Raw genomic sequence first — 23,819 nt, 5'->3', positions numbered from 1 at the left:
GCATCCAGCCCCCGCCGCAACCACTTCCGAGAAACTCTCCTCCGGCCTGCAACACGTTCGCGATTCGACGATGCGGATGACCGGCCATCTCCATACAATTCCCCATCATGTCCACTACGTCAGTCAATGCTCCCGAACGGACGGCGGAATCGCCGCTCCGGAATGCTCCGATGTCTGAAGAAGTCAAAGTCAGCAAAGTCGAAATCCTGAAGGAAGGCAGCCACGCGCTGCGGGGCACGATCGTCGAGGAGCTGTCGCCGCAGTTCGTCGCCATGTGCGAGGACAACTGCAACGTTCTCAAGCACCACGGTTCCTATCAGCAGGACGACCGTGATTTCCGCGGGTCCGACGGCAAGCATTACATGTTCATGGTCCGCTCCCGCATCCCGGGCGGACGCCTCACCGCACAGCAGGTGCTGACCGAACTCGATCTCTGCGAGGAATTCGGAAACGGAACCCTCCGCATCACAGACCGCCAGGGCTTCCAGCTCCACGGCGTCCTCAAGAAAGACCTCCGCTCGGCGATCAAAGGGATCAACGACGCGAAGCTGACGACGCTCGGCGCCTGCGGCGACGTGAACCGCAACGTCATGTGCTGCCCCGCGCCGTACAAGAACAACAAGGTTCACCAGGAGATGCAGGACCTGGCGAACCGGTTGGCGAACCATCTCCGCCCGCGCACCTCGGCCTACTATGAAATCTGGCTCAAGCCGCAGGACGGCGAAGAGCAGGACGCCGAGAAGGTGCACGAATACCTGTGCACCGTGCCGACGGGCCCGGAACACGTTGATGAAGAGCCGATCTACGGCAAGGTGTACCTGCCGCGGAAGTTCAAGATCGGCATCTCACTTCCGGAAGACAGCTGCATCGACGTCTATGCCCAGGACCTCGGCTTCCTGGCGGTTGTCGAGAACGACCAGATCATCGGGTACAACATTCTTGTCGGCGGCAGCATGGGCATGACGCCCGCCAACAAGAAGACGTTCCCGGCCGTCGCCAAGCGGATGGCCTTCTGCACGCCCGACCAGGTCATCCAGGTGGCCGAAGCGATCGTGAAGGTGCAGCGGGACAACGGCAATCGTGAGGACCGCAAGCAGGCCCGCATGAAGTACCTCGTCGCCGCGAAGGGCGTTGAGTGGTTCCGGAAGCAGACGGAACTCTACTGTGGCTTCCCTCTCGCCGACCTGCACCCGACCGACGTCACCGGCTGCGACGACCATATCGGCTGGCACGAACAGGGCGACGGCAAGCTGTTCCTCGGGATTAACGTCGACAACGGCCGGCTCAAGGATGAGGGCGACCTGCGTCTGAAAACCGGCCTTCGCGCCGTCCTTCGCAAGTATGGGATGGACTGCCGCAACACGGCGCTGCAGGGCTTCATCCTCTGCGACATCGATCCTTCGGAAAAGGAAAACATCAACCGCATGCTGGCGGAACACGGGATCCGGAGCGCCGAGGAATGGTCAATTCCCCGCCGGCTCTCGATCGCCTGCCCGGCCTATCCGACGTGCGGCCTCGCCGTCACCGAAGCCGAACGGGCGATGCCCTCGGTGATGGACGCCATTGAAAACGTTCTGGCCCAGAACGACCTTCTGGGAGACCGGATTGCGGTTCACATGACGGGCTGCCCCAACGGCTGTGCCCGTCCCTATTCGCCCGATGTCGGCCTCGTCGGCAAGGCCCGGAATAAGTACACGATCTACCTCGGCGGCAACACGAACTGCACGCGGATCGGTTTCCTCTGGCAGGACATGGTCCCGCAGGAGGAAATCGCGACTCGGCTCGCCCCGATCTTCTCCCGCTACCGCAACGAGCGACAGGCCGGGGAATGCTTCGGCGACTTCTGTCACCGGCTTGGCAAAGAAGGACTGGCTTCGGCGTAGAACTTCTCAGACCTCAACCTCCTGGCCAACGATGAAGGGCGGTCGCAGGATCGCCCTTCACGGAACACGCTCGTCTCCGATCGCTGCCGAATGACGAATACGCCGGAATTCCAACGAAACGGTTACCATCTTGCGAAGGGAGCGGTTGGCGATGCGCCGATCAGCGAGTGGCTTCGTGCGGCTTCCCGGCGGATGGAGAGCGCTCCGGAGGGACTCGTCAGCCGCCACGGCGAGCCCTACGCGATGCGGGGAATCGTGGCCCAGTGCCCCTACATTGCGGCATGCATCCGGGAATCGATTCTGCCCCGGCTGATCCGGCCGCTGCTCGGGCGGGAGGCCCGGCTGGTCCGCAGCCTGCTGCTCGACAAAACTCCGGACAATAACTGGGGCGTTCCGTGGCACCGCGATCTCAACATTGCGGTGAAGAACAAAGGGGATGTTCCGGGCTTCAACGGCTGGCGTGAAAAAGGAGAAGGCTGGTACGTCGAGCCTCCCTTCGAGCTCCTTCAGAAAATGGTGACGGCGCGCATCCACCTGGACGACTGCCTCGCCGATGATGGGCCCCTGTCCGTCATTCCCGGATCGCACGAATGGCCGTCGCTCTCGTGGGAATCGATTGTCGAGCGTGCCAATGACGCCGAGGCGAGCGAGATCCATGCCCACCGCGGCGACGCCCTCCTGATGCGTCCGTTGCTCGTCCACTCGTCCCATCGGGCGCTGAAGCCAAGCCATCGCCGTGTGCTGCACCTCGAATTCTGCGCTGAAGAACTCCCCGCCGGTCTGGAATGGTGCGACTGACCTGCGAGAGGAGGTCCTTCGGACCTGGTTCCCGAAGACCTTCCAAACCTGCATCGTCGGCCCCGCTCCGGTAATCTGCACGCACTCACTGGCAGACCGTCCCACTGCGACCGGAACTCCCTCGTGGCCCACCTCGACTCTGCGCGCCTGCTGTTGATCGCACTGCTCCTCCTGTCGCCGAGGATGGCTCGGGCACAGCAGGACAAGGCCGCTTCACCGAATCCGAATCGTGTCCCGGACGTCGCAACGGACCTCCAGTACATCGACACGGGCTTCGAGAACGCCTCCCCGCTGTGGTACGAGGTCGAGCCCGACAATGTCATCAAGGTGCACCTGCTGTACGACCACGAACGCGATGCGCCCAACCGCGCCAACCTCCACTTCCATTTCAAGATCCACGCCAGGCCGGGCTCAAAGCTCACGCTCGAGTTCGACAACCTGGACAATGTGTGGAACCGGATGAAATCGCCCGTCTCGAGGGAGCTGAAACTCGCGTTCGTTTCCCCGGACGACCTGGATGACGACAGCTGGGAACCGGTTCCGATCCAGCAGTTGGCCGCGGAGAACCGGTCGCGGCTGACCGTGGAAATGACAGGCCCCGTGCTCACGATCGCCCGAGTCCAGCCCTATCTCCTCCGGCATCTCGACCGGATGCTCGTCCAGCTGCGCAATCATGGCGACGCATCGCTCATCGACATCAAACTCATCGGTGAAACGGTCGAAGGTCGCGACCTCGAGATCGTCCGGATCGGCAAGGAGACGGCACCTTACCGCGTCTTCCTCCGGGCCCGCGCTCATCCGTGGGAATCGGGAGGCAACTGGGTCCTGCAGGGCCTCGTCAATCAACTGTTGAGCGGCGACGAAGTCGCACAGAAGGCGCTCGAGCGATACTGCGTCTACTTCCTGCCGATGGCCAACAAGGACGGAGTTGTCCGCGGACGCAGTCGGTTCAACCTGCGGGGACGCGACCTGAACCGCAACTGGGACGTTCCCGCCGATCGGGAACTGGCACCTGAGAATCATGCTCTCGAGAAGTGGCTCGAAGCGCAGATCGCGGCCGGGCGGAAACCGCACCTCGCCCTGGAGCTTCACAACGACGGCAACGGCAAGCTGCACATCAACCGCCCGCCCGGCCCGGACGGGGAACGGCATTACGACCGCATGAAGATCCTGGAAGAGTTGCTGCGGGCGCGCACCTGGTTCCGGGAAGGAACCTCGATCAGTCCCGGCGGGGGTGGGACGCTGGGGGCTGGCTGGCTGACGCGGTACGGCATCGATGGCGCCGTCCACGAGCTCAACTGCAACTGGCTGGAGGGAAAGCAGGACTTCCCCTCACGCACGCACTGGCAGGACTACGGGGCGAATCTCGTCTCGGTCTTCGACGACTACTTCGCGACAGTGAAGCCGTAGGACTCTGAAAGCCCCATTCCCTCGAGTCGACGAGGGAAGCTGCAAGCTCCGCAACGTGATGGCAATGTTGTCGGCGAGTCTTAAGGCGCACGTGTGGCGCCTCGCCGGGGAGCGTGTGCGAAGCGCGATCTCGCGCGGCGAGGCAAAGCCCGTGTCGATGGGTGCTGCCTCCGACGCGATTCCGGGGCCCGCAAGGCGATTCGCTCACCGCCCGGCGGTTCGACTCCTCAATGCTCAGCGCGAACCCGGAATGACCGGCAGCACGATCTGCGAAGGCCGCCCGGCATCGTGGTAGACCGTATTCACGCAGGTCTCGATCCGCCGATTCTGCGCCAGCGGCTCGCCCGTATTCGGGTTCACATCAAACCGGGGAAAGTTACTGCTCGAAACGTCGACCCGGATCCGGTGCCCCTTCTTGAACACATTCGACGTCGGATAGAGCTTCACGGTCACCGGATAGACCGTTCCCGGCTCCATGAGCCTCTCCTCCTTCAGAGAATCCCGGAACCGCGCCCGGACGATGCCGTCCCCGATGTTCATGTCGAATCCGCCGGGAGAATCGGCGCTCGGCGGATAGACGTCGATCAGCTTGGCCGTGAAATCGGTGTCGACGGCCGTCGACGAGATCCACAGCTTCACTTCGATCTCGCCGGTGACCTCGGTGTCGGCCGCGAGCGGTTCCGTCTGGAACACGAGGATGTCGTTCCGTGCGGACAACGGAATCAGCTTCAGCCAGTTCCAGACATGCGGCCCCCCTTTCTGGTCCCAGGCCCCCTGCAGCATGATGTCGTTCTGCGATGAGATGTTGCCCCCGATCGTCGGGACCGGGTCCTTCGGATCGAAGGTGAACGAGGTCGCCGACTCGCCTGCGCCCGGCTTCGTCGTCGACAGGCGTCCTTCCGGGCTGAAGTAGAAGGGGGTGGCCACGGCGCGGGCCAGCGGCCACTCGTTCTCGTTCCGCCAGGAACCGCCGTGGTTGAGCCTTCCCTTTTCGTCCCTGGTTCCGTCGCCCGTCCCCATGACGAAGATCCGCACCTTCGTCTGAAACGGATCGACCTTGCCGACGCCGCTGTCGTCGCCATTCAGGAAGTGGTCAAACCAGACCTTCCGCCACGCCAGCGGATTGGAAATCGCCGCATCCTTGCCGAACGACACCTGCCCGTGCGAAGAACTCCCCTGTGCTCCGTGAATCCACGGGCCCATGATCAGATAGACATCGCTTTTCAGCCGGCCGCTGAGGGCCATGTAGTTGGCCGTCGTATTGCCGGCCCAGGAGTCGTACCACCCGCCGACGAGATAGACCGGGATCTCCGAGTACTGCTCCGGGAAGTCGACGATGTTGTTCTGGCTCCAGAAGGAATCGTTGGCCCCGTGGCGCATCGCCTCGATGAGCCAGCTTTCGTATTCGGGCGCCAGCTTCAGTGGCGTGGTCCCCGGCCTGGGAGGCTGGAGCTTCAGGTATTCGTGCCGTTCAGCGGCCATTTCGGTGAGCACGGCGGCGGTCGCAGGGTCCTGCGCGGCATGACTCCCCTTCCCCGCGTTGAGCATGATCCAGTTCCAGAACCGCATCTCGAACGCGCCGGCGTTCCGCATGCTCTGCCGTCCCATGTTGGAAACGGCGTCGACGGGAATGACGGTCTTCAGGTGGGGCGACCCGGCCATCGCGACGGCATGCTGGGTTCCGCCAACATAGGAGGTTCCCATCATGCCGATCCGGCCGTTCGACCACGGCTGCTTCGCAATCCAGGCGCAGCAATCGACTCCGTCCGGACCGTCATCGGTCATCCAATGCCACGTTCCCTCCGAGGAATACCGCCCGCGCGTATCCTGGATGACGACGGCATAGCCATGCTCCGAGAAGTATTTCCCTTCGGCCGATTTGCCCGTCCCCTTGTTGTAGGGAGTGCGGATCAGAATCGTGGAGGCTTTCTGTGGCGATTCCCCCCGGGCCGCCCTGGGGAGATAGACGTCTGTCGCCAGCTTGACGCCATCACGCAGCGGCATCATGACGTTGAGCAGCACGCCGCCATCCGGCCGCACCTCCTGGGCGGTGGCCGGAGATGCGGCGAACACAGACGCAGAAGCAACGACAACGAAGCAGAGAAGGCGACACAGCGAATTCATGGGAGACTCCGGCAGGGTGCCGGAGGATTCTCGCATGACATCGCTGTGCAGGCGAGCAACGGCGTCCGCCTACTGCACGAGGCTCCATCGCAGGAACGCTTCGATGAATTCATCGAGCTTGCCGTCGAGCACTTCGAACGGATTGTTCGTCTTCAGTTCGCTGCGGGTGTCCTTGACGAACTGCTCCGGCTGCAGGACATAGTTGCGGATCGTCTGACCGCCGAAGCCGATCTTGCACTTCGCCCCGCGGCGGGCCGCCACGTCCGCTTCCTTCTTCTCCTGCTGCATCTGGTACAGCTTGGCCGCCAGCATTTTCCGCGCGGCCGCCCGATTCTGGTGCTGGCTCCGCTCGTTCTGGCACTGCACGACGACGTTCGTCGGAAGGTGCGTCAGCCGGATGGCCGAACTCGTCTTGTTGACGTGCTGACCGCCAGCTCCGCTCGAGCGGAACACGTCTTCGCGAACGTCCTGGGCGAAATCGATCTCGATCGGCGCGTCGTCGCCAAGGTCCGGCGTCACGTCGACCGCGGCAAACGACGTATGCCGCCGGCCGGCGGAATCGAACGGGCTGACGCGGATCAGCCGATGGTTTCCGGTTTCTCCCTTCAGCAGGCCGAAGGCGTAGTCCCCTTTGATATGCAGGGTCGCATTGCGGATGCCAGCTTCTTCGCCGTCGGACTGGTCAAGCACCTCCGCCTCGAATCCGCGCTCCACCGCCCAGCGGATGTACATCCGCATCAGCATCGAAGCGAAGTCGGCCGATTCAGTGCCGCCTTCACCCGCCTGGATCGTCATGAAAGCGTTGCCGGCGTCTTCCGGCGCCGCCATCGCCGTTTGCAGTTCGGCCGCATCGAGTTCTTTCTCGATGTCGGGCATCATGCCGCGAATCTCTTCTTCCGCCTCACCCGAGTCATCCTCGTCGGCCAGCTCGACCATCGCCTCCAGGTCGTCGCCGCGCTGCATCAGCCCCTTCACGGGCTTGAGGAACGAGTTGGCCGCGCGCAGCTCCGCTACGGTCCCCTGTGCCTTGTCGGCGTTGTCCCAGAAGTTGGGGGCCGACATCAGTGATTCAATTTCCGCGACGCGGTTCAGCCGGACGTCGTAGTCAAAGAGAGTCCTTTAGTTGGACGATGCGCTTGCACAAGGCTTCTGCGGCGAGGCGAAGCTCTTTCTCCATGACTCTCAACTCCAGGCAGGACGTAACGTGTCGGCGAAGTATAGGACGCGGTCAAGACGCCGCAACCTCGGTCGCACTCACGCCATCAGCCCGTCGACCACCGTGCCGTGGATGTCGGTCAGCCGGAAATCCCGGCCCTGGAAGCGGTACGTCAGCTTCGTGTGGTCGATCCCCAGGCAGCGCAGGGCCGTCGCGTTCAGGTCGTGAATGTGGACCGGATCCTTCACGATGTTGTAGCAGTAATCGTCCGTCTCTCCCCAGCTGACGCCCGGCTTCATCCCCCCGCCGGCCGCCCACATCGTAAAACACCGGCCATGATGGTCGCGGCCGTAGTTGTCGGCCGTCAGCGCCCCCTGGCTGTACACGGTTCGCCCGAACTCTCCTCCCCAGATCACGAGCGTTTCATCCAGCAGCCCGCGCTGCTTGAGATCGGTGATCAGCGCAGCGGCCGGCTGGTCCACGTCGCTGCACTGCCCGCGAATCTGCTTCGGCAGGCTCGAATGCTGGTCCCATCCGCGATGCATCAGCTGGATGAACCGCACGCCGCGCTCGGCCATCCGCCGGGCCAGCAGGCAGTTGCGGGCGAATCCGCCATCGACTCCGTCATCCTTGATTCCGTACATGTCGAGCGTTTCCTTCGATTCGCTGGACAAGTCGGTCAGGTCCGGGACGGACGTCTGCATGCGGTAGGCCATCTCATACTGCGCGATGCGGGCGTCGATTTCCGGATCGCCATAGGCCTGCGATGCGATCTCGTTGAGCTGCCCGATGCCGTCCAGCATCCGGCGCCGCGAGTCGCTGTCGATCCCCGGCGGATTCGACAGGTACAGCACCGGATCATCCCCCGAGCGAAAGCGCACGCCCTGGTGCTCGCTCGGAATGAATCCGCTCCCCCACAGCCGCGAGAAGATCGGCTGGTCGGTCTTGTTCCCGCTCCCCTGCGAGATCATCACGATGAACGCCGGAAGGTTTTCGTTGGCCGAGCCCAGCCCGTACGACAACCAGGCCCCGAAGCTCGGCCGGCCCGGCTGCTGCGAGCCCGTCTGCAGAAACGTCGTGGCCGGATCGTGGTTGATCGCCTCCGTGTTCATCGACTTGATGATCGCGATATCGTCGACGATCTTCGCCGTATGCGGCAGCAGTTCGCTGACCCAGGCGCCGCTCTGTCCATGCTGGGCAAACTTGAAGATCGGCGCAGCACACGGAAATGCCTTCTGTCCCGCCGTCATGCCGGTGATCCGCTGCCCCATCCGCACCGAGCCCGGAAGCTCCGTGTTGTTGTAGTCGGCCAGCTTCGGCTTGTAGTCGAACAGGTCGATATGCGACGGCCCGCCCGACATGAACAGGTAAATCACCCGCTTGGCCTTCGCCGGGAACTGCAGCGTCGAATGCGCGCCCGGACCGGCGAACACCTGGGGATTGAGCAGCGATGCAAGGGCCGCTGTCCCGAATCCCGTGGCCGTACGCCCAAGGAACTGCCGCCGGGCGATCGCCTGGCTAAGTGAAGGTGTCATCGAGTCACCGTAAGTCTGAAGGTCGACGCGACTTTTTTCGCGGAGTGCGTCCGGGTACAGAGTCGATTTTCCGAACCAGGTCAGGGGGTTTCCTGCAGCATCGCGGCAAATGCCTCGAACGACTCTGCCACCGGCGTCGTACAGTTTCGCTCATCGAAGTCCAGGTAGTCGAGGCCTTCGCTCTCGCATCGCAGCGCTTCGTCGACGCCAAGGTCGTTGTGCCAGATGGCGACGGACGGGCGCTTCGCTGAGCCTCGATGATTGAAACAGAGATAATCGAGGTGGTCGCACATCATTTGATCGGGCGAGTGGGCTCCGCGATAGAGGGCCGCAAACAGCATCAGTCTCGGCCCGCGTCCTTCCGATGTGTTCGCCGTCGCGTCCAGGTTATGCCGATTGAGGATCAGGCGCGAATCCTTTTGGGGATCGGCAAACCACGGTGTTCCGGGCCCCGAGAGCGTTTCATCCGTGTGGAAATTCACGAACCGCCCGCAGCGGTGGAGTCGCCGCTTGCCGTCACTGAAATACTGTCGAACCGGCACTCCGCCATGGCATTTCCGTAGCTCGGCAACGTAGTTGGAATCGAGTGCAAAACCGCGCAGGTGACTCTTACTGCGCACGACGTCTTTCAGCATCGCATCCTGAATTCGACCGGTGCACGTTCCAGTCAGCCGTTCGATCATCGGCGCAGTCCGGTTACCTGAATCGACTCAACAGCGATCAATTTCTCGTAACAGCCTCGTCCAGGTTCAGCACCGCACTGGACATCGTCGTCCACGCGGCAACCTGGTCGGCCGGGAGCGTCGTATTGCGGGGCGATTCCCCGACTCCCAGCAGCTGCTCGGCCGCCTTCGGATCCTCGCGGTATTTCTGCTCCTGATCGCGAAGCAGCGCCATCAGGATCGCGTGTTCGCGATCGGAAGGGCGGCGGGCGGTTGCCAGGCGGAAGAGGAAGTCAATCTTCGAATCGGCCGTCTCCCCCCCCTCCGTCAGGATCCGTTCGGCCAGCTTGCGCGAGGCCTCGATATAAGTCGGGTCGTTGAGCAGCACCAGCGCCTGGAGCGGAGTGTTCGTCCGCGCCCGGCGCACCGTGCACGTCTCCCGGTCCGGGGCATCGAATGTTGCCAGAGTCGGCGGCGGACAGGTTCGCTTCCAGAACGTGTACATCGTCCGGCGGTAGAGGTCACTGCCGTGGCTCTGGACGTACTTCTGCGCCGTGAAGCGATCCCCATCCTCCCGGGACATCAATTCTTCCCACAAGCCGGCGGGCTGATAGGGGGACACGCTCTCGCCACCGATGCGATCGGAGAGCAGCCGGCTGACTGCGAGCGCCTGGTCGCGAATGAACTCGGCCTGCAGCCGGAAGCGGGGACCGCGCCCCAGCAGCCGGTTCGCGGGGTCTTTCGCCAGCAGTTCCGGAGTGACGGCGGAGGTCTGTCGATAGGTCGCTGACGTGACGATCTCGCGAATGAAGGCTTTCACGTCCCACGGGACGCGATTCGGGTTCGACTCCGAACCATGCGTGAATTCCCAGGCCAGCCAATCGAGCAGTTCGGGATGGGTCGGCTTGGCTCCCTGGGATCCAAAGTCGTCAGCCGTCTCGACGAGTCCAGTCCCGAAGAACATCTGCCAGTAGCGATTCACCGTGACACGGGGCGTTAACGGCTGCTCGGCAGCGACGAGCCACCTGGCGAGCCCCAGCCGGTTCTCTGGAAGTCCGTCGGCCAGGGGAGGCAATGCGGCGGGCGTCTTTGCCGAGACGCGTTCCCCTTTCTTGTCGTACTCGCCCCGCATAAGAACGAACGTGTCGCGCGGCTTCGGCATTTCCGCCATCACCATCGCCGTGGGAATCGCCTTCTCGATCCTGGCCGATTCGTCACGCAGCCTGGCCAGTTCCTGGCCCACGGATCTCAGCGATGGGGAGACTTCACTGCGGTAGTAGTTCCGCAACGCGGCCTTGTCTGCTTCGGTTCGCTCAGCGGGGGCCTTCTGCAGGATCAGTCGGGTCGGCCTCGGGATCGATGCCAGGTCATGCACGGCCGCGCTGTCCGTCAGCGACAGGCGGACGCGTCCGGGTTGATGCTGCGTGAAAGGGGAATGGAATTCGAAGACGATCTCGACCCGCCCGGCGGACTTCAGGGGTTCCTCGAATTCCAGCGCGATTGAATGGGGCGATCCGACTTCGGGATAGATGGCCCAGCCGCTCTTCGGATCGCCGTCGATCGCCTTCGAAGCCGGGAATTCCTTCTGCGAGAAGTCGCTGGAGGCGCTGCGGAACGAGATGGGGACTGCGGCGTCCGAGCCGGATCGGACCGTGCAGCGGACGTCCGTCATGACAATGTTCCCGTTGCTGGATCGCCCGGGCCCTTTGTCATTGAGATCGTCATCGGGCAGGACCTCGAGTCGAACTCCGGTGACCGCGTTGCCCGGGCCGTCGAACTCGAACGTATAGGCATCCTGTTGCGGATTCTCTCCCGTGAAACGCCAGGAACCGTCTTCCTGAGCCACGACTTGAGCGCCTCCGTTCGAGACCAATGTCGCCGCGGCCTCGCCCTGCGCCGGAACGAGCGACCACTTCGGGCCACCCGCCGCGAATGTCTGCTCCCATTTCGCCTGCGCGTCATCCAGTTCCGCATCGGGCTCATTCAGGGACGCTTCGCGCTTCGCGATGCGACTTCTGATCAGTTCGAGCTTCTCCGACTGTTCCTTCGTCGGCAGCGCGATGACCGGCGCCGCGTTGCCATCCTTACCATCCAGCCCCTTTTCCGGAACGTTGTGGAAGAAGGCGTACAGCCCGTAGTACTCCTTTTGCGAGAGTGGGTCGTATTTGTGGTCGTGGCACTGGGCGCACCCGACGGTCAGTCCCAGGAACACCGTGCCGAACGTGTTCACCCGGTCGACGATATAGGCGTTGTGGTACTCGTCGGGGATCGCTCCTCCCTCGAAATTGATCATGTGATTGCGATTGAATCCGCTCGCAATCTTCTGCTCGACAGTCGCGTGGGGAAGCAGATCGCCCGCCATCTGTTCGACGATGAACTGGTCGAACGGCTTGTTGTGATTGAAAGCATTGATGACGTACTCGCGCCACTTCGTCATGTCGCGCGCGGAATCGATGTGATAGCCGTGGGTATCCGCATAGCGCGCCGCATCGAGCCAGTCGAGGGCCATCCGCTCGCCGAATTGCGGGCTCGCGAGCAGGCGATCGACGACTTTCTGGTACGCGTCCGGACTCTGATCCGCGAGAAACGCGTCGATCTCCTCGAGCCTCGGCGGCAGTCCCGTCAGGTCGAACGTCACCCGCCGGATCAGCATTTCGCGTGACGCTTCGGGGGACGGACGAAGTCCTTCCGATTCCAGGCGCGCGAGGATGAACCGGTCGAGATCGTTCTTCGGCCAGCTGAGGTCTTTCGTGGCCGGGACCGGCTGGCGGGTCGGAGCGACGAATGACCAATGCTCAGCGAAGTTCGCGCCTTCGGCGATCCAGCGTTTGAGCGTCGCCTTCTCACTCTCCGAAAGCTGCCGGTTGCTGTCGGCAGGCGGCATGACCTCAGCCGGGTCTGTCGAGAAGATCCGCTTCACCAGGACGCTCGCGTCGACGTTCTCGGGAACGATGGCGATCGCTCCGGATTCGGTCGGCTTTAATGCCGATTCGCGGACATCGAGCCGCAGCCCGGCCTGGCGCGCCGCTTCATCGGGACCATGACACGCAAAGCACTTGTCGGACAGGATCGTGCGAACATCCCGATTGAAGTCGAGACGATCGCCGGCCGCCCGGACGCTCGACGTCCAGTTGCCGAAGGCGATCACGGCGACGATCAGCAGCGAGCGACTGCGATCCAACATCTTGTCCTGCCTCACCAGTCCGACAAGTTGACGACAACAAACCTGCAACCGAGGGAAACCGACGACGATCCGGGCAGTCGCGGAGAACACTCCACTCCGCCAACTGGAGGTTGCCACGTCACGTTCCTTCAGTGCCAGGGGCTCTGTGCAGACCGACAATTATTCTCCACCGACGGTGACCTTCTGGCCACCCTTGTTCGTCCACGCGAACCGGAACAGGTTCCGGCTGTCGGTGTATCGGGCGTCGCTCGAAGTGGAACCGAGCACGACGACAATCCGCTTCCGCCCGTCGCGTTCACCGATGGCGACCAGACAGGCGCCCGCCGGCGTCGTCGTCCCGGTTTTCATGCCGAGATAGCCTTCGGTGTCGAGGAGCCTGTTCGTGTTTTTCCACAGTTCGTAGCGCGTATAGCCGGAGGCGCCTTCGAGCTTGCCGGCATGCTTGCGAGTTTCGACGTATTTCAGGATCTGCCCGTCATCGATCAGGGCCTTCGCCAGCATCACCAGATCGCGGGCTCGCGCATGATGTCCGTCCGAGGAAAGGCCATGGGGGTCGGCGAACCGCGTGCCGGCCATTCCCAGTTGCTCCGCCGTGCGGTTCATTTCGGCGACGAACCGGACGACCGGATCAGCCGCCTCAGGCTCATCGGCCGGCCCTTTGAACCGGGCACCGAAATGCTCGGCATAGGCAGTGGCTGCATCATTCCCGGAGGGAAGCATCAGTCCATACAGCAGTTCACCGACGCTGATCCGTTCGCCGGCGCGGATGTCGGCCGTCGAACCGGGCGTCCTGTCCGCGCGTTCGGAGATGTCCATCATTTCGTCGAGGACTGAAGGATTCTTCGCCGCCTCGCGCAGAACGATGTACGCCGTCATCATCTTGGTGGTGCTCGCCATCGGCAGGGGCTGATCGGCGTTGCCGCCGGCAATCAGTTCCCCCGATTTCGCGTCACCAATCGCCCAGGCCTTGCATGTCACGAACGGCGCTCCGTCGAGGGGATCGAGCGGCGTCTTCTCCGGAAGACTCATGTCGAGCTTCGCAACTTCCGTGACCATCATCCGGTCCGTTACGAGGCGGCCGAGCGCCTTCCAGGTGTCCTGGTTGACGACTCCCGTTTCCGGAAGCGACTTCATCTTCTGAAACGCGATGACCGCCGCCTCGGTGGACGGGCCGAAATCGCCGTCGACAGCCGTGGCCTTCTCTTTCGGAAGCCGATCATTGAGCGTCCGCTGCAGCGTCTCCACGAGAGGGCCACCGGCGCCCACCTTGAGTTCAGCCAGCTGCGCACTTCCCGGGCGTCCCGGATTGGACGGCCGGCTGAATCGATCGAACGCTTCCTTCGTGATGCGGGCGATCAGGTTCTGCGCCGAATTCTCGAGCGTCCAGCTCTGGTCGGTGTTCTCTGCGGTCAGGACGGCCACGAGCAGCGGCCCCCCTTCCACGTCGATAAACCCGGCGGCCGTTCGGATCCTGTCGACGGCCCCCCCCTTGTATCCATACTTCGCTGTGGCCGGCAGGTGCTTCGAGAACGTCTCCTTGTCCGGATTCGACCGCAGGTGGGCGATCATCGCCTTCGTCGACTCTTCGTTCGCCAGTTCGCCCTTCAGCAGACGTTCCAGGATCGAAACCATGTCCGCGGCCGTCGTGCTTCCCAGTCCGTACTTCACGCTCCGCTCGGGAAACACCGAGAGGTCCCGGCGGTAGACCTTCGAGTGGATCTTCGTTTCCGGGTACCCGAGTTCCTCCATCGCCTTCGCCGTCGCAGGAATCCCGATCGCATCCAGGACCAGGTTCGTCCCCGTGTTGTCCGAGTACGCCATCATCAGCCGCACGGAGTCCCGCACTGAAAGCTGGGTTCCGGCCGAGAAGTGCTGCGTCAGAATGCCCGAACCGGGAACTTTGTCCTCTTCCTTGAGCGTCGCCAGCTTTTTCAGATCGATCCGGCCCGCATCGGCCTGGCGGTACGCTTCGACCATTACCGCCAGCTTGATCAGGCTGGCGGTCGGCATGACCTCCTTCTCGTTCAGGAAGAAGGTCTCTTTCGAGGACGGGTGCGAAACGGCAACGGCCACCTTCCCCTTGTGGGCGGCGGCCAGCTCGCGAATGCGATCCTTCCAGCGATCCGATTGGGCTTCAGCAGCTGAGGCAAAGAAAACAAGCGCCACTAGGGCGACAGCAAGGCGATCAGGGCGCAACACGGCAACAAACGACAACATAAGGGAACCCTCAAAGGCGGAATTGGCTCCGCGAGCGGCACCCGTAGTGTGCAGGAGAGGGTGCACAAACGAAAGCGTTCCGGGAGCGATTTCAGGCTCCGTCAGCGCGCAGCCGGCAGGACCTCAGGCCGGGTCCACTCGAACCGTCAAAAACGCCCCGGACACTGGCCGATCAGCAGATCGATTCTGGATGCCCCGCTACTTCCGCAGGTCCAGCCGACCGATCCGCGTTCGCCCCACGGCCAGGTCGTCGATCCACAGCGTCTGCGGATGCGGGAGCAGTCCCGGCCCGAAATAAGGCGCCATCAGGAACTGGTTGAAACGCATCTTCGGAAAATCGGTCGACCGCAGCACAACGTCCGTCTTTTCGACCACCAGCTTCCCATCGAACCAGCCGCGGACGATACCGTCCGGGTTCGGACGGTCATTGATCATGTCGAGGGAATTCAGCTTGAAGTACGCCTCGACGCAGTGCCACTTGTCGTCGTTGAACAACACGTCCTGGCTGTCGAAGAATTTTCCGTTATAGCCCCCCTTCAAAGCTCCCTGGGTCAGGCCGTGAGGCGCGTCCTTGTTCTCGATATCCTGGGCCGCCAGCCGGAGCTTTCCGCCAACGGGCTCGATATACAGCGTCAGGTGTGTCGCCGCCGGCCCCGCCCACGCGGCGTTTTCCGTGGTCAGGATATTGATCAGGTGCGGGTGGTAATCGCGACCGCTCCATCCCCAGCCCTTTGAGAGCTTGAGAAAGAAGCGCACGCTCACTTCATCCGCCGGCTCGAACAGCCGTCGGACGGGCGACGACCCCTGCACGGTGGTCCGGCCGTCGACCCATTCGTACTCGAGGCACCCATCGCCTGATGCGGCATTGCCGGCGATCCGGAATTTCGTGCCGTCATACCACGCGCGCTTCACCAGCGCGTCGTCTTCAAAGGCTTCACGGAACTGCACTGCGGCGTGCGGAGGGTCGAAGGCCGCCTCGGGCTCCGCCGCACGACTGACCACGGCCAGCCCGGCAAACGCACCGACCAGCATCAGACAGGCAGTTCGAACCATCGGATCTCCAACCTGGCCGGCACACCGGCATCGTCGTTCTGCCGGGCGGGTCTCGGCATCTGGAACTTCGAAGGGACCATCGCGCCGCACAGAATCGTCGCAAGCTCCCGCTGGCGAAAGAGTTCCTGCCCCGCGCGCAACCTCACCCGTAAAGGTAGGGAAATTCGTTCATTGGCAACTCGAAACAGACGCGCGATCACCCGGCGAGATTGTGTGACAGAAACACACAACTCTCGTCACAGGTGTCACACATGTCACAGGTCCAGAATCCCAATGATTCAGGCCCTTTTCGTCTGTCACAGGTCGTCACAGGTCGTCACAGGTCTCCCGCCGCGCAGGTCTCAATCGGGACACCGACCGGCCGCGTCAGTGGAGGCCCCCACTGCGAATGGAAACGTCGAGGCTACCTAGAAATCGGCGTCGAGCACGATGCGATAGCGGGCCTTGCCTTCCTCGAGTCTTTGGAAGGCCTCGTTGATCCTCGACATCGGGTAGTGCTCCGTCTGCGGAGTGACCTTTTGCCGGGCCGCAAATTCCAGCATGTCGCTCATGTCGACGGGCGAACCCGTCGGCGAACTGGAGACACACTTCTGACCGAAGATCAGAGAAACGATCGACAGCGCCATCGGCTCCAGGACAGCGCCGACGATGTGCAACCGGCCCTTGGGGGCCAGCGTGGTAATCAAGGCATCCCAGTCCATCGGGACATTCACGGTCACGACCAGAAGATCGAGCGTTCCAGCCAGCGACTTGATGGCGTTCGAGTTCCGGCTGGAGACGACGTGGTGGGCTCCGAAGCTGCGGGCCTCGTCGAACTTGCTCTCGCTCGAAGTGAACGCCGTGACGTCGCAGCCATAGGCCTTCGCGAACTTCACCCCCATGTGACCCAGCCCGCCGATTCCGACGATCCCGACGCGGCTCGTCGGCTGCGCATACATCGCAATCGGATTGAACACGGTGATCCCGCCGCAAAGCAGCGGACCAGCTTCGGCATGATCCAGTCCTTCCGGTATCGGAAGCGTCCAGGCCCAGTGCGATCGAACAAGGCCCGCAAACCCGCCGCGATGACCGATGATGGTCGGCTGCGCCTGCGAGCAGAGCTGGTGATCTCCCGACATGCACTGGCGGCAATGCATGCAACTGGCGGAATTCCACCCGATTCCGACGCGCTGGCCGACGGACACCGATTTCACGGCCGAGCCAATTGCGACCACTCGCCCAACCACCTCGTGCCCCAGCACAGCGGGGTATTGGGACATTCCCCATTCATTCTTCAACACGGAAATGTCCGAATGACAGATCCCGCAATGCTCCACCTGGACCTCGACGTCGTCCGCTCCGATCGGCCCGAGGTCGATCTCCTCCCGCACCAGCTTTTGCCCGGCTGCATGCGCCACCCACGCTGTCGTCTTGGACATCTTGATTCGCTCCGTTGGAGAATCGAGCACGCAGAAACAGTAGTCGACTTCGGGGCCTCGACCAGCCTGCAGGCCATTGAGGCTTCACGGATTCCCGGCCTCCCGTCATAGAATGCCCGCATGAAACCCGAATCCTCAGGCGTCGCCTACCTCGTCTTCGATATTGAAGCCGTCGCGGACGGCCGCCTCGTCTCCGAGATGAAGTACCCGGGCCAGGGGCTGATGCCTGCTGACGCCGTCGCGAGGTTCCGCTGTGAACTCATGGAACAGACGGGCCGCGACGTCTTCCCGCCGACCTTCGTCCTTCCCATTTCGATTGCCATTGCGAAAGTCGCTCCCGATTTCCGGCTGCTCGACGTCGTGACTCTCGATGAGCCCGAGTTTCGCCCTCATGTGATGGCCCGGCAGTTCTGGCAGGGCTGGCGGCATTACGGCCGCCCCACTCTCGTCACGTTCAACGGACGTGGATACGACGTTCCAGTCCTCGAGTTCGCCGCTTATCGGTACGGCATCGCGCTGCCAGACTGGTTCAATGTCAGTGCGCCGTCGTATGAGCAGTCTCGCAACCGCTACAACACCCGGTCTCACCTCGACCTCTGCGACCTGTTCTCAAATTTCAGCGCGACAAGGCTGAGCGGCGGACTCAACCTCTTCGCCCGCCTCGTCGGGAAGCCCGGAAAGACCGGCGTCGACGGCTCGCAGGTGCAGGATATGTTCGATGCGGGCAAAACGGCCGAAATCAACGACTACTGCCGTTGCGACGCCCTCGACACGTATTTTGTCTTCCTGCGGAGCCGGGTCATTCTCGGCCGGCTGTCCCTGGAGGAGGAGCAGGTAATCGTCAACGAGGCCAAGGCCTGGGTGACTCAAAAAGCGGACACCATGCCGGTTTTCAGGCATTACCTCAACCACTGGGGCGACTGGACCGCTCCGGAAGGCTGATTGCGAGGACGGGGCGAATTCGCCAACGCCGGCCGAAGTTCCGGCGTACGGCAGGACTGGACCTCTTCGTTGTTTACGTGATTCCACCGGAAGCCTTTGCCGCCAGCGCCTTATGCTCCGATCCCAGTTCCGACGCGGATTCACGCTCATCGAGCTTCTGGTGACGATCGCCATCATTGCGATTCTCGTCGCCCTGCTCCTGCCCGCCGTGCAGCAGGCCCGGGAAGCGGCCCGCCGGGCCTCATGCAAGAACAACATGCACCAGTTCGGGGTCGCACTGGGCTCCTATTTCGACACGTTTACCATGCTGCCGGCCGGATGCGTGAATCCCAGGGGACCGATCGCGCATCGACCGGCCGGCTTTCACCATAGCTGGATCTGGGCCCTGCTGCCCCACCTCGACCAGAGGTCAGCCTCCGATGGTCTGGACCAGAACCTGGGCGCGTACGACGTCGCGAACAGGCCAGTCGCCAGACTCGTCCTGCCGATCCTCCTGTGCCCCAGCGACACTCCGTCCCGGACGTCCATTGATCGCGTCATGCGAGGCGCTGGCCTCAATAACTACGCTGGCGTCCACCATCCCGTGGAAGCGCCGATCGACACCACCAACCATGGCAGCTTCTACGTCAACAGCTTCCTGCGTTATGAAGAGATTCCCGATGGCACGGCCTACACGATCGGCCTCGGCGAGATTTTTCGCGACCCCACCAACCTGGGGTGGGTTTCCGGGACCCGCTCGACGCTGCGAAATACCAGCGGCATCAACAAAACGAAGGTGGGCATCCGGCCCTACGCCAACGACCCCGCCACGATCGTCGACCAGAAACAGGTCGAAGATTCCGCTCCACTCGACGAGATTTTCCCGCTCGGTCCAGAACCAGGCGGCGACGAGGATGCCACTGAGATGCTGCCGACACCCGAGGAAGGAGCGATCCTGCGGCCGCCAGCCCCTCCAGTCGCCGTGAACCTCGACTACTCAGTGGGAGGATTCGACAGTCGACACGCTGGTGGCGCACAGTTCCTTCTGCTGGACAGCAGTTCCCGCTTCATCTCCGAGAACATCAGCCCCGGACTCTTTGAGCAACTCGCCGATCGAGCCGATGGTGGCGTGACTGCGGAGTTCTAGGAGACATCCGAGAGGCTCCGCCTGAAACATGAGGCGTGCCGGCCTCAGACAAAAGACATGTCTCCGCGAGGCCGAGGACGTCTTGACTGCGGACTCGCGGCCGCTGGACGGAGTGTGCGGCACACACCTAAAGTCGACCTGCATCAATTCACTCCGCCTGCAGGCCGTCCATGTCGCTGCTGAAACCTTCCGAACTCGAAGCTCAGATGCGCTGGCGCTATGCCTGCAAGAAGTTCGACTCCGAGCGGTTCATCCCGCCCGAAATGTGGTCAGCTCTCGAAAACTCTCTGATCCTCGCCCCCTCTTCGTTCGGACTGCAGCCCTGGAAGTTCGTCGTGGTGAGGACCCGTGAACTCAAGGAACAGCTGATGGGCGCCTCGTGGGGCCAGACGCAGGTGCGCGACTGTTCGCACCTCGTCGTCTTCGCCGCGCGACATCCCATGAGCGAGGCCGACGTGCACCGTTTTCTCGACCGCATTGTTCATGTCCGCGGCGTGACACGGGAATCGCTCGCCGGATTCCAGAAGGTGATGCTCGCCTTTCTCGCCAAGCCGCCCGAAGGGCTGTCGCTGACAGAATGGGCCGCACGTCAGGCCTACATCGCCCTGGGCACCTTTATGACCGCCGCCGCCGCCCTCGGCGTCGACACCTGCCCTTTGGAGGGGATCGCCCCTGCGAAATACGACGACATCCTCGGCCTTCCCGCTCTCGGATACCACACGATCGTCGCCTGCGCAGCAGGCTATCGAGCGGCCTATGATCGTTATGCGACGGTCCCGAAGGTACGATTCGCGACAGAAGATGTCGTGCTTCACCGCTGACCCGATTGGACTCGGGAACAACCAGATTGTGAGACCATCAATGCGATTGTGGCTCCTGGTGGGAGTTCTGTCTGTCCTGACGCGAGCAGCGCACGGCGAGGAATGGCGTCCCCTGTTCAACGGACGCGACCTCACCGGGTGGCGGGCCAACAACGATCCCGACTCTTTCAGAGCCACCGAGGGAACGATCCGCGTTCAGTCGACGGCTAGCACCAGCGCGCACCTGTTCGTTGTGAACGGAGAGACGGGAGAACCGGAGAAGTTCAGGAACTTCGAACTTGAGTTGTGGGCCCGGGCCGAACCCAATTCCAATGGCGGCGTGTTCGTCCACACCGACATGAGCACCCGTGACGCCGCGCTCCATCTGGCACGCGGTTACGAGGTCCAGCTGAACAGCTCTCAGAAGGAAAAACGCAAGACCGGCAGCCTGTACGCGATCGTGGACTACGATCATTCGCCGCTCGACGAAACGAAGTGGTTTCGCGTGAACATCATTGTGGACGGCAAGCGGATCCGGATCCTGATCGACGGCAAGCAAACCGTTGACTACACCGAACCCGAGAACGCGGAGCGTCCACCGCAGAGAAAAGGACGCCTGTTCTCGCCGGATGGCGGCGCAATTGCACTTCAAGCACACGATCGGAAGAGTGTGTGGTACTTCCGCGACGTTCGCATCAGGCCATTGCCCTGATGCCAATCTGTCAGCGGGACTTTATGAACTGAGGATGTGATGAAACGACTCGCCCTCTGCGTCGCGTTAACCTGCGCGGTTCCTTCGCTCGCTGCTGAGCCGGCCACTCCAGTCCCCGCGTCCGCAGTCCAACCTTCGACCGCGGAGCAGCTTGAATCACGTCTGAAAACGGCTGTCGCACTGAATCCGCAGAAGTCAGTTCTGCTGGACAAGCCCAACGGGCGGTTGTTCCTGCAGACTTCCGTTGTGCTGACCGAGGGACTGCTGGAGATGCTCCTCTGCAAGAAGCAGACGAAGGAACATGAGTCGGTTCTGATGATCGATTCATCGGCCCAGGTCATCCACGCCGGCCTCCTTGCGGCAGGCGCGGTACCGGGACGGCCCGCGAGATTCTCGCCGGAGTTCTCTCCTCCCGAAGGAGACCGCATCGAGGTTTTTGTCCACTGGAAGGACGCCGAGGGCAAACCGCATCGCGCGCTCGCACAGTCGTGGGTTCGGAGCCTCACGCGCCGTTACTACGCCGAAAAGATCGGCCCGCTCCCGGCGGGGGTGACCATTCCGAAAGAGAGCGAGCTCCGCTACGACCCGATGCAGGGCGAGCTGATCTGGTTCGGAATCATGACCGTCGAACAGGAGAAAACGCTCGCCGCGCTCTCCACGGATGAGAAATTTCGCAAGGCACTGCACAGGTTCCACGTCGACAGTCAGCCCAAACCGATGACGGCTGAATTCATCTTCGCCGGCAGTTCGTTCGTGAAGAACCCCGACGGCCAGGAATGGTATGCGGCCGAAGCGGGGAACCTGATCTGTGTCGCCAATTTCTCGGACGCGATCATCGATGTGAACATCCGCTCGAGCGACGTGAACTCCGACGCCTCCTTCGAACCCAACACGCCGGCAATCCCGCCGCTCAAGACTCCCGTGGTCGTCGAACTGATTCCCGTCAAAACCAGAACGGCGAGATAGTACAGATGTTCGCAATCGCGTTGTTCACCCTTTGCCCCAGTTCGCTTCGTTGAACTGCTGCGAATCGCCGCGGGCGATGGTCAGCGTCGTCCAGCGTTCGCCGGCGAGGACGCGCGCCGCCTGAACGATCTGGCCGCAGTGATAGCAGGTGTGCCCGAGGGAGCGCTGGATCGCGAGTGGCACCGAGTGGGGGACGCCGCGGATCATGACGGTTTTCGCCAGGTCATCGGCGTTCAGGGCGTGAATGGCGCGGAACAGACAGCTCCAGCCCAGTTCCCAGCGGTCAAGAATCTCCCGACGGTTCTGGAACGCGTCGACGAATTCATCGTCGCGATTCCGCCACGGCTTCTCACCATCCGTGGTCAGGAAATCCGTCCAACGCGAGATCAGGTTTCCCGCGACATGCTTCATGATGACGGCGACGGAATTGACCTCGGGGTCGATCGCCGTGCGCAACTGCTCGTCGGACAGTTGTCCCACAGCTTTCTCGGTCAGTTTCCTGTTGGCCTGAAAGGCGTCGATCGTCGCGTCGATGTAGAGAGCCGCCAGATCTGCCATCGGGCCTCCCCTGCCGGCGATTACCGGTCGATTTCACCCATGACGATATCGAGAGAACCGACGATCGCCGGCACGTCCGCGATCAGCACGCCCTGACAGAGCGGCGCCGTGATCGACAGGTTACAGAAGCACGAACTCTTCGCGCGGGCGCGAAGCGGCTCGGCGTCGCCGTTGCCGACAACGTAGAAGCCCATCTGGCCGCGGGGACATTCGGTTTCGAGGTACGCCTCGTCCTTCGGCAGCTTGGTCGACATCTTGAAGGGAACGCGATAATCCCCCTTCGCGGTCGGATACCTGTCGAGCCCCTGGCGGACGAGCTTGATCGATTCCGACACTTCGAGCATCCGCACGAAGAAGCGGCACCAGTTGTCACCCAGAACGACTTCTGGCGGAGCGTCCTCGAACGGCGCGACCGGGATGTCGAACTGGTACCCCTCGTACATCCGCGTATAGATCGGCTCGCCGTCTCGACGCAGATCGAAATCGACTCCGGAGCCGCGGAGCACCGGGCCGGTGCAGTTGTACGAGATCGCCATGTCACGAGGGAGAACGCCGATGCCGGCTGTCCGCTTGATGAAGATCGAGTTACGCGTCAGCAGCGTGTGGTATTCGAAGATCCGCTTCTCGAGCCAGTCGAGGAACAGGCGGAGCGCGTCGACCCACTCGATCTTCTCGTTGTGGCTCCGATGGGTCAGTTCGGCCAGTCCCGGCGGGATGGGGATGACCTTGGGGATATCGTGCGTGGCGCCGCCGATGGTGATGTAGCTGTAGGTCAGCCGGGCTCCGCAGAGTTCCTCGAACAGGTCGAGAACGATCTCGCGTTCGCGGAACGCGTACAGGAACGGGCTGAACGACCCGAGATCGAGCCCATAGGCGCCCATGCCGACCAGGTGGCTGGCGATGCGGTTGAGCTCGGCGATGATGAGCCGCAGCGTCATCGCCTTTTCCGGAACTTCGATTTTCAGCAGCTTCTCGAACGTCAGCGCCATGCCGAGGTTCATGTTCATCGCCGCGAGATAATCCATGCGGTCCGAGTAGGGGATCCACTGCGGGCCGGTGAGGTTCTCGCCGATCTTTTCGGCGCAGCGATGCAGGTAGCCGATGTGCGGCGTCGTTTCGTGAACGACTTCGCCGTCCGTTTTCAGCAGGAGCCGCAGCACACCATGGGTGCTGGGGTGCTGAGGGCCCATGTTGACGAGCATCTCGTCCGTGCGGACGTCGAATTCGATGACGCGAGGGTCTTGGAGCGTGCTGGACATTCGCAATTGATGTTCG

Annotated in this window: 18 protein-coding genes; 8 read left to right on the top strand and 10 right to left on the bottom strand. The window is 62.5% G+C overall.

Annotated elements, in window-relative coordinates; genetic code table 11:
* Window positions 1-107: 107 nt before the first annotated feature.
* The 3 genes from Pan44_RS21880 to Pan44_RS21870 all read left to right on the top strand — a co-directional run bounded on the left by Pan44_RS21880 (window position 108) and on the right by Pan44_RS21870 (window position 4,091).
* The gene (locus Pan44_RS21880) at window positions 108-1,883 is read left to right on the top strand and encodes an NADPH-dependent assimilatory sulfite reductase hemoprotein subunit (RefSeq protein ID WP_231754126.1); all 1,776 of its coding nucleotides are present in this window, start codon (window positions 108-110) and stop codon (window positions 1,881-1,883) included.
* 90 nt (window positions 1,884-1,973) lie between these two features.
* Complete coding sequence (locus Pan44_RS21875; protein ID WP_145033917.1) at window positions 1,974-2,681, top strand: phytanoyl-CoA dioxygenase family protein; 708 nt, start codon at window positions 1,974-1,976, stop codon at window positions 2,679-2,681.
* 123 nt (window positions 2,682-2,804) lie between these two features.
* A complete protein-coding gene (locus Pan44_RS21870; protein ID WP_145033916.1) occupies window positions 2,805-4,091 on the top strand; it encodes a M14 family zinc carboxypeptidase in 1,287 nt (428 codons plus the stop codon).
* Window positions 4,092-4,325: 234 nt separating this feature from the next.
* Here Pan44_RS21870 and Pan44_RS21865 read toward each other — a convergent pair whose 3' ends face one another.
* From Pan44_RS21865 to ahr, 8 genes are all read right to left on the bottom strand, one after another.
* A complete protein-coding gene (locus Pan44_RS21865) occupies window positions 4,326-6,215 on the bottom strand; it encodes a CocE/NonD family hydrolase (RefSeq protein WP_145033915.1) in 1,890 nt (629 codons plus the stop codon).
* A gap of 69 nt (window positions 6,216-6,284) precedes the next feature.
* Window positions 6,285-7,392 (bottom strand): peptide chain release factor 2 gene (gene prfB / locus Pan44_RS21860; protein WP_145033914.1). Its coding sequence is split into 2 segments (ribosomal slippage): window positions 6,285-7,322 and window positions 7,324-7,392, totalling 1,107 coding nucleotides; the frame shifts between segments, so codons are not numbered across the junction.
* A gap of 77 nt (window positions 7,393-7,469) precedes the next feature.
* Window positions 7,470-8,906 carry a DUF1501 domain-containing protein gene (locus Pan44_RS21855; RefSeq protein ID WP_145033913.1) on the bottom strand — a complete coding sequence of 479 codons (1,437 nt, stop codon included), beginning with the start codon at window positions 8,904-8,906 and terminating at the stop codon, window positions 7,470-7,472.
* Between the two features lie 80 nt (window positions 8,907-8,986).
* Window positions 8,987-9,589, bottom strand: a complete 603-nt coding sequence (locus tag Pan44_RS21850; protein WP_145033912.1) for a hypothetical protein — start codon at window positions 9,587-9,589, stop codon at window positions 8,987-8,989.
* A 37-nt stretch (window positions 9,590-9,626) separates the two neighbouring features.
* Window positions 9,627-12,752, bottom strand: a complete 3,126-nt coding sequence (locus Pan44_RS21845; protein WP_145033911.1) for a PSD1 and planctomycete cytochrome C domain-containing protein — start codon at window positions 12,750-12,752, stop codon at window positions 9,627-9,629.
* A gap of 159 nt (window positions 12,753-12,911) precedes the next feature.
* Window positions 12,912-14,969, bottom strand: coding sequence for a serine hydrolase (locus Pan44_RS21840; protein ID WP_145033910.1), 2,058 nt, complete (start codon window positions 14,967-14,969; stop codon window positions 12,912-12,914).
* 198 nt (window positions 14,970-15,167) lie between these two features.
* Entirely contained in the window at window positions 15,168-16,022 is an 855-nt protein-coding gene (locus tag Pan44_RS21835; RefSeq protein WP_145033909.1) for a hypothetical protein, read from the bottom strand.
* 407 nt (window positions 16,023-16,429) lie between these two features.
* The gene (ahr, locus tag Pan44_RS21830; protein WP_145033908.1) at window positions 16,430-17,440 is read right to left on the bottom strand and encodes an NADPH-dependent aldehyde reductase Ahr; all 1,011 of its coding nucleotides are present in this window, start codon (window positions 17,438-17,440) and stop codon (window positions 16,430-16,432) included.
* A 120-nt stretch (window positions 17,441-17,560) separates the two neighbouring features.
* Here ahr and Pan44_RS21825 point away from each other — a divergent pair, with 120 nt between their 5' ends.
* From Pan44_RS21825 to Pan44_RS21805, 5 genes are all read left to right on the top strand, one after another.
* Window positions 17,561-18,382, top strand: a complete 822-nt coding sequence (locus tag Pan44_RS21825; RefSeq protein WP_145033907.1) for a 3'-5' exonuclease — start codon at window positions 17,561-17,563, stop codon at window positions 18,380-18,382.
* Window positions 18,383-18,494: 112 nt separating this feature from the next.
* Window positions 18,495-19,508 carry a DUF1559 domain-containing protein gene (locus Pan44_RS21820; RefSeq protein ID WP_145033906.1) on the top strand — a complete coding sequence of 338 codons (1,014 nt, stop codon included), beginning with the start codon at window positions 18,495-18,497 and terminating at the stop codon, window positions 19,506-19,508.
* Window positions 19,509-19,678: 170 nt separating this feature from the next.
* Window positions 19,679-20,329: an NAD(P)H-dependent oxidoreductase gene (locus Pan44_RS21815; RefSeq protein ID WP_145033905.1), complete on the top strand. Its 651-nt coding sequence runs from the start codon at window positions 19,679-19,681 to the stop codon at window positions 20,327-20,329.
* 40 nt (window positions 20,330-20,369) lie between these two features.
* Entirely contained in the window at window positions 20,370-21,020 is a 651-nt protein-coding gene (locus Pan44_RS21810) for a 3-keto-disaccharide hydrolase (RefSeq protein ID WP_197453550.1), read from the top strand.
* Between the two features lie 39 nt (window positions 21,021-21,059).
* A complete protein-coding gene (locus Pan44_RS21805) occupies window positions 21,060-21,986 on the top strand; it encodes a YdjY domain-containing protein (protein WP_145033902.1) in 927 nt (308 codons plus the stop codon).
* 24 nt (window positions 21,987-22,010) lie between these two features.
* On the opposite strand, the gene Pan44_RS21800 is transcribed toward Pan44_RS21805, so the two are convergent.
* Both Pan44_RS21800 and Pan44_RS21795 read right to left on the bottom strand, forming a co-directional pair.
* Window positions 22,011-22,544 carry a DUF1572 family protein gene (locus Pan44_RS21800; RefSeq protein WP_145033900.1) on the bottom strand — a complete coding sequence of 178 codons (534 nt, stop codon included), beginning with the start codon at window positions 22,542-22,544 and terminating at the stop codon, window positions 22,011-22,013.
* Between the two features lie 20 nt (window positions 22,545-22,564).
* Window positions 22,565-23,803 carry an NADH-quinone oxidoreductase subunit D gene (locus Pan44_RS21795; protein WP_145033898.1) on the bottom strand — a complete coding sequence of 413 codons (1,239 nt, stop codon included), beginning with the start codon at window positions 23,801-23,803 and terminating at the stop codon, window positions 22,565-22,567.
* Between the last annotated feature and the right edge of the window lie 16 nt (window positions 23,804-23,819).

This window comes from Caulifigura coniformis (genome assembly GCF_007745175.1).
Classification (GTDB): domain Bacteria; phylum Planctomycetota; class Planctomycetia; order Planctomycetales; family Planctomycetaceae; genus Caulifigura; species Caulifigura coniformis.
Note: the sequence above shows the minus strand (reverse complement) of the source record. Positions and strands in the feature narration are given on the sequence as shown.